Annotated in this window: 6 protein-coding genes; 3 read left to right on the forward strand and 3 right to left on the reverse strand. The window is 69.2% G+C overall.

Features of this window, described 5'->3' with window-relative positions; translation table 11 throughout:
* Positions 1-973: M3 family metallopeptidase (locus I5E_RS12270; RefSeq protein WP_022907243.1), on the forward strand; the 973-nt coding region annotated here is incomplete at its 5' end.
* A gap of 200 nt (positions 974-1173) precedes the next feature.
* On the opposite strand, the gene clpX is transcribed toward I5E_RS12270, so the two are convergent.
* Complete coding sequence (clpX, locus tag I5E_RS12280) at positions 1174-2454, reverse strand: ATP-dependent Clp protease ATP-binding subunit ClpX (protein WP_022907244.1); 1281 nt, start codon at positions 2452-2454, stop codon at positions 1174-1176.
* Positions 2455-2648: 194 nt separating this feature from the next.
* On the opposite strand from clpX, the gene I5E_RS12285 reads away from it, so the two are divergent.
* Both I5E_RS12285 and I5E_RS12290 read left to right on the forward strand, forming a co-directional pair.
* On the forward strand, positions 2649-3374 hold the full coding sequence (locus I5E_RS12285; protein WP_022907245.1) for a YcnI family copper-binding membrane protein: 726 nt from the start codon (positions 2649-2651) through the stop codon (positions 3372-3374).
* Positions 3371-4081, forward strand: a complete 711-nt coding sequence (locus tag I5E_RS12290) for a copper resistance CopC family protein (RefSeq protein ID WP_022907246.1) — start codon at positions 3371-3373, stop codon at positions 4079-4081. The genes I5E_RS12285 and I5E_RS12290 overlap by 4 nt, the downstream gene beginning before the upstream one ends.
* 109 nt (positions 4082-4190) lie before the next feature.
* Here I5E_RS12290 and I5E_RS12295 read toward each other — a convergent pair whose 3' ends face one another.
* Both I5E_RS12295 and I5E_RS12300 read right to left on the reverse strand, forming a co-directional pair.
* Positions 4191-4850 carry an ATP-dependent Clp protease proteolytic subunit gene (locus I5E_RS12295; RefSeq protein WP_031262502.1) on the reverse strand — a complete coding sequence of 220 codons (660 nt, stop codon included), beginning with the start codon at positions 4848-4850 and terminating at the stop codon, positions 4191-4193.
* Positions 4851-4879: 29 nt separating this feature from the next.
* Positions 4880-5452, reverse strand: coding sequence for an ATP-dependent Clp protease proteolytic subunit (locus I5E_RS12300; RefSeq protein WP_022907248.1), 573 nt, complete (start codon positions 5450-5452; stop codon positions 4880-4882).
* Between the last annotated feature and the right edge of the window lie 86 nt (positions 5453-5538).

Below are 5538 nucleotides of genomic sequence, written 5' to 3' on the forward strand. Positions count from 1 at the left end.
CTTCGAGGCCGACCGGGTCCTGCACGACGGCGTCTTCCACGCGGCCGGCGAGCTCTACGGCCTCACCTTCACCGAACGTTCCGACCTGCACGGGTACAACGACGAGGTCCGGGTGTTCGAGGTGCGCGGGTCCGACGGCGAGGAGGTCGGGCTCTACCTGCTCGACCTCTACACGCGGGACGGCAAGCGCGGCGGAGCGTGGATGAACCCGGTCGTCGAGCAGTCCGCGCTGCTCGGCACGCTGCCCGTCGTCGTGAACAACCTCAACGTCGCGAAGCCGGCCGCCGGATCGCCGACGCTCCTCATCCAGGACGAGGTCGAGACGCTCTTCCACGAGTTCGGGCACGCGCTGCACGGCCTCATCGCCCGCACGACCTACCCGCGCTTCTCCGGCACCAACGTCGAGCGGGACTTCGTCGAGTTCCCGTCGCAGGTGAACGAGATGTGGATGTCGTGGCCGTCCGTCCTGGCGAACTACGCCAAGCACCACGAGACCGGGGCACCCCTGCCGCCGGAGCTCGTCCTCGGGCTGAGCGACTCCGCCGGGTTCAACGAGGGGTTCGCGACGACCGAGTACCTCGCGGCGGCGCTGCTCGACCAGGCGTGGCACCGGCTCTCGGCAGCCTCAGCCGCTGCGGTGACCTCGGTCGAGGACTTCGAACGCCAGGCACTCTCGGACGCGGGCATCGCCGTCGAGGCCGTGCCGCCGCGGTACTCGTCGACGTACTTCGCGCACACGTTCGCGGGCGGGTACGACGCCGGGTACTACGGGTACATCTGGTCCGAGGTGCTCGACGCCGACACGGTCGAGTGGTTCCGCGAGAACGGTGGGCTGGACCGTGCAGCCGGTCGACGCTTCGCGGAACGGCTGCTCGGCGTCGGCGGGGCGAAGGACCCGCTCGAGGCGTACCGGGACTTCCGCGGGCGTGACGCCGAGGTCGGGCCGCTGCTGCGCCGCCGCGGGCTCGAGTAGGCGACCGGGCGGTTACGGGCGTACCGCGTAGAATCGGGCGTACCTGGTCGGAAGTTCNGTCCAGGTACGCCCGATCTCACCTTCCATCGCAGCCGTCATGGGAAGAACCAGACGTCGATCCGCGGGCCCCGGCGACCGCCCGCCCGCCCACGACGAAGCCCCGCACCGATCCGGTGCGGGGCTTCGTCGCGAGCTGCGGGCTACGCGGACTTCTCGACGCGCTTCGCCCGGGGCCGCGGCACGATCGTCGGCGCAGCGTTCTCGAGCACCGACTCGCGGGTGATCACGACACGTGCGACGTCGTCGTCGGACGGCACGTCGAACATCACCGGCCCGAGCACCTCTTCGAGGATCGCCCGGAGCCCACGAGCACCCGTCTGGCGCAGCACCGCGAGGTCGGCGATCGCCTCGAGCGCACCACGGTCGAACTCGAGCTCGACGCCGTCGATCTGGAACATCCGCTGGTACTGCTTCACGAGCGCGTTCTTCGGCTCGGTGAGGATCTGCATCAGCGCGGACTGGTCGAGCTGCGACACGGTGGTCACGACGGGGAGGCGCCCGATGAACTCCGGGATGAGCCCGAACTTGTGCAGGTCTTCTGGCAGGACGTCGGCGTAGAGGTCCTGCTGGTCGAGCGGGCTGTGCAAGGGCGCACCGAAGCCGATCCCCCGCTTGCCCACGCGCGACGACACGATGTCCTCGAGCCCGGCGAACGCCCCCGCCACGATGAACAGCACGTTCGTCGTGTCGATCTGGATGAACTCCTGGTGCGGGTGCTTCCGACCGCCCTGCGGCGGGACCGAGGCGACCGTGCCCTCGAGGATCTTGAGCAGCGCCTGCTGCACGCCTTCACCGGAGACATCGCGCGTGATCGAGGGGTTCTCGGCCTTCCGCGCGATCTTGTCGACCTCGTCGATGTAGATGATGCCGGTCTCGGCACGCTTCACGTCGTAGTCGGCTGCCTGGATGAGCTTCAGCAGGATGTTCTCGACGTCCTCGCCGACGTACCCGGCCTCGGTCAGGGCGGTGGCGTCCGCGACCGCGAAGGGGACGTTGAGCCGCTTCGCCAGGGTCTGCGCGAGGTAGGTCTTGCCGCAGCCGGTCGGCCCGATCAGCAGGATGTTCGACTTCGCGATCTCGATGTCGTCGCGGTCTTCCGCTGCGGTGATCTGCCCCTGCGCGCGGATGCGCTTGTAGTGGTTGTAGACGGCCACGGCCAGGGAGCGCTTCGCCGGGTCCTGCCCGATGACGTACTCCTGCAGGAAGTCGAAGATCTCGCGCGGCTTGGGGAGCTCGAAGTCACCGCTGGCGGTGTCCTCGCCGGCTTCGGCCAGTCGCTCCTCGATGATCTCGTTGCACAGCTCGACGCACTCGTCGCAGATGTACACGCCGGGACCGGCGATCAGCTGCTGGACCTGCTTCTGGCTCTTGCCGCAGAAGGAGCACTTGAGCAGGTCAGCGCTCTCTCCGATGCGTGCCATGTCGGTGCCCTCCCTGGTTGACCGATGCAGGTCGACGACCTGCCCGACTCGTACCGAGCCTAATCGCAACCGGTGACACCGACGGCGACGCCAGGCCGGTTTCCTCCGGCGCGTTCGCCCAGGGCGTTCGATCCTGCTAGCGTGTCCACGACTTCTCTACAAGTTGTAGAACCCGCAGTCCCGGAAGGAACCCCATGTCCAAGCGCCTCGCCGTCGTCGGCACCGCGACCCTCGGCGTCACCGCTGCGATCGTCCTCGGCACCGCGGGTGTCGCCAGCGCACACGTCTCGGCGACGGCCACCTCGACCGCGGCGAACTCGTACACGACGACCACCTTCTCGCTCCCGCACGGCTGCGACGGCTCCCCCACGACGAAGATCACGTTCGAGGTGCCGAAGTCCATCATCGAGGTCACGCCCACCGTGAACCCGAACTGGACCATCACGAAGGCGACGGCGCCGTACACGAGCGCGTCGGCCGCCGCGGACGACGAGTCGGCCGAGGACGCCGGCGAACGCGTCACGAGCGTCACCTACACGGCGAAGACCCCGCTCCCCGCCGACGAGCGCGACACGTTCTCGCTGTCCTTCTCGCTGCCGGACGGCAAGGCCGGCGACCTCGTCGAGTTCCCCGCGGTGCAGACCTGCGAGAAGGGCTCGGTCGACTGGGACCAGGAGCAGAAAGCCGGCCAGGCCGAGCCGGAGCACCCGGCGCCCTCGATCACCCTGACCGCGGCCACCGCCACGGACGACGACGGCGACCCCGTCGCGGCCACCCCGACGGCGGCGGCAGCGGCCTCGACCACCCCCGCCGACCCCGACCTCGTCGGTCGGTTCCTCGGCCTCGGCGGCCTCGTCCTCGGTGCGGTCGCCCTGGTCGTCGCCGTCGCGAACACCCGTCGCCGGAGCGCCTCCAAGTGACGGACGGCGACACGTCGACGAAGCGGGACACGTCGACGGCGCGGGACGCGTCGACGAGACGGTCACCGCGCCTCCGGCGGGTCTGGAGGCGCGGTGCCGGCATCGCCGCCACCCTCGCCGTCGTGGGCGGTGCGGTCCTCGGCCTCGCCGCCCCCGCCAGCGCGCACAACTACATGATCGCCTCGACCCCGAAGGTCGACGGCACCCTCACGGCGCTGCCGAAGGCCTTCGAGATCACGACGAACGACAAGCTGCTCGACATCGACGACACGAACTCCGGCTTCGCCTACCGGATCGTCGGTCCCGACGGGAAGTACTACGAGGACGGCTGCCTCGCCGTCGACGGACCGTCGATGACCACGACGGCCGCGCTCGGCGCCTCGGGCGAGTACACCGTCGAGTGGCAGATCGTCTCCGCCGACGGCCACACCGTCTCCGACGAGTACCGGTTCCGCTGGGACGCCCCCGCCGGGTTCGAACCCGCGACGGGATCCGCGAAGCCGCCCGTCTGCGCCACCGCCGGCAGCACGGCGAGCACCCCCGCCGACACCACGGGCACGGCCTCCGGCAGCACCGACTCCACCGCGTCCGACGCGCTCTGGATCGGCGCCGGTGGCATCGTCCTCGTCGGCCTCGTCGTCGCGCTCCTGCTGCTCGTGCGTCGCCGACCCGCCCCCGCGGCCGACGACGACCCCGCCGAGGACTGACGCCGACCCACCGGACCCGCACCGCGCCTCCAGGACCCGCGACCCGGACCGGCCCCGGCGACGCACGAAGGCCCCGCACCGGACGGTGCGGGGCCTTCGTGGTGCGGTGCTACTTGACGAGCGCCGGCAGGTTCTTGCGGCTCGTGAGGACCTGGTCGATCAGGCCGTACTCGAGCGCCTCTTCGGCGGACATGATCTTGTCGCGCTCGATGTCGTTGTTGACCTCGGCCGCCGTCTTGTTCGAGTGCTTCGACAGGGTCTCCTCGAGCCAGGTGCGCATGCGGAGGATCTCCGCCGCCTGGATCTCGATGTCGGAGGCCTGGCCGCCGCCCTGCTGGACCGCCGGCTGGTGGATGAGCACGCGGGCGTTCGGGAGCGCCAGACGCTTGCCGGGGGTGCCGGCAGCGAGGAGCACGGACGCCGCCGAGGCAGCCTGGCCGAGGCAGACCGTCTGGATCTGCGGACGGATGTACTGCATCGTGTCGTAGATCGCCGTCATCGCGGTGAACGAGCCACCGGGCGAGTTGATGTACATCACGATGTCGCGGTCCGGGTCCATCGACTCGAGCACGAGCAGCTGGGCCATGACGTCGTCGGCCGACGCGTCGTCGACCTGGACGCCGAGGAACACGATGCGGTCCTCGAACAGCTTCGCGTACGGGTCCTGCCGCTTGTAGCCGTAGGCCGTGCGCTCTTCGAAGCTCGGCAGGATGTACCGATCAGTGGGGGCCGGGACGTTCTGCGCGCCACCGAGCATGGGGAGATGCATTCTCGTTTCCTTTTCTTCGGTGGGTGGGATCAGGACTGGGCGTCGGGCTCGGCCGCGTCGGTCGGGGTCTCGCCGTCGCCGACGGTGCCACCGCCGCCGATGACCTCGGTCGACGATGCACGGAGGTGGTCGACGAAGCCGTACTCGAGGGCTTCCTGCGCCGTGAACCAGTTGTCGCGGTCGTTGTCCTTGAGGATCTGCTCGATCGACTTGCCGGTCTGCTCCGCCGTGAGCTCGGCCATCCGCTGCTTCATGTCGAGGATGACCTTCGCCTGCGTCTGGATGTCGGCGGCGGTGCCACCGAACCCACCCGACGGCTGGTGCAGGAGCACGCGCGCGTTCGGGGTGATGTAGCGCTTGCCCGGGGTGCCCGACGAGAGCAGGAACTGCCCCATCGAGGCGGCCAGGCCGATGCCCACCGTGACGATGTCGTTCGGCACGAACTGCATCGTGTCGTAGATCGCCATGCCGGCGGTGATCGAACCACCGGGCGAGTTGATGTAGAGGTAGATGTCCTTCTCAGGGTCCTCGGCGGCGAGCATCAGCAGCTTGGCTGCGATCTCGTTCGAGTTGTCGTCGCGGACCTCGGAGCCGAGCCACACGATCCGGTCTCTCAGAAGGCGGTCAAAACACTGGGGGTCAGTGTCCCTTCGGCCATGGAAAAGCTCCCGTTCAGTTGTCGCTTGTT

It is taken from the genome of Curtobacterium sp. B18, from assembly GCF_000333375.1.
Classification (GTDB): Bacteria; Actinomycetota; Actinomycetes; order Actinomycetales; family Microbacteriaceae; genus Curtobacterium.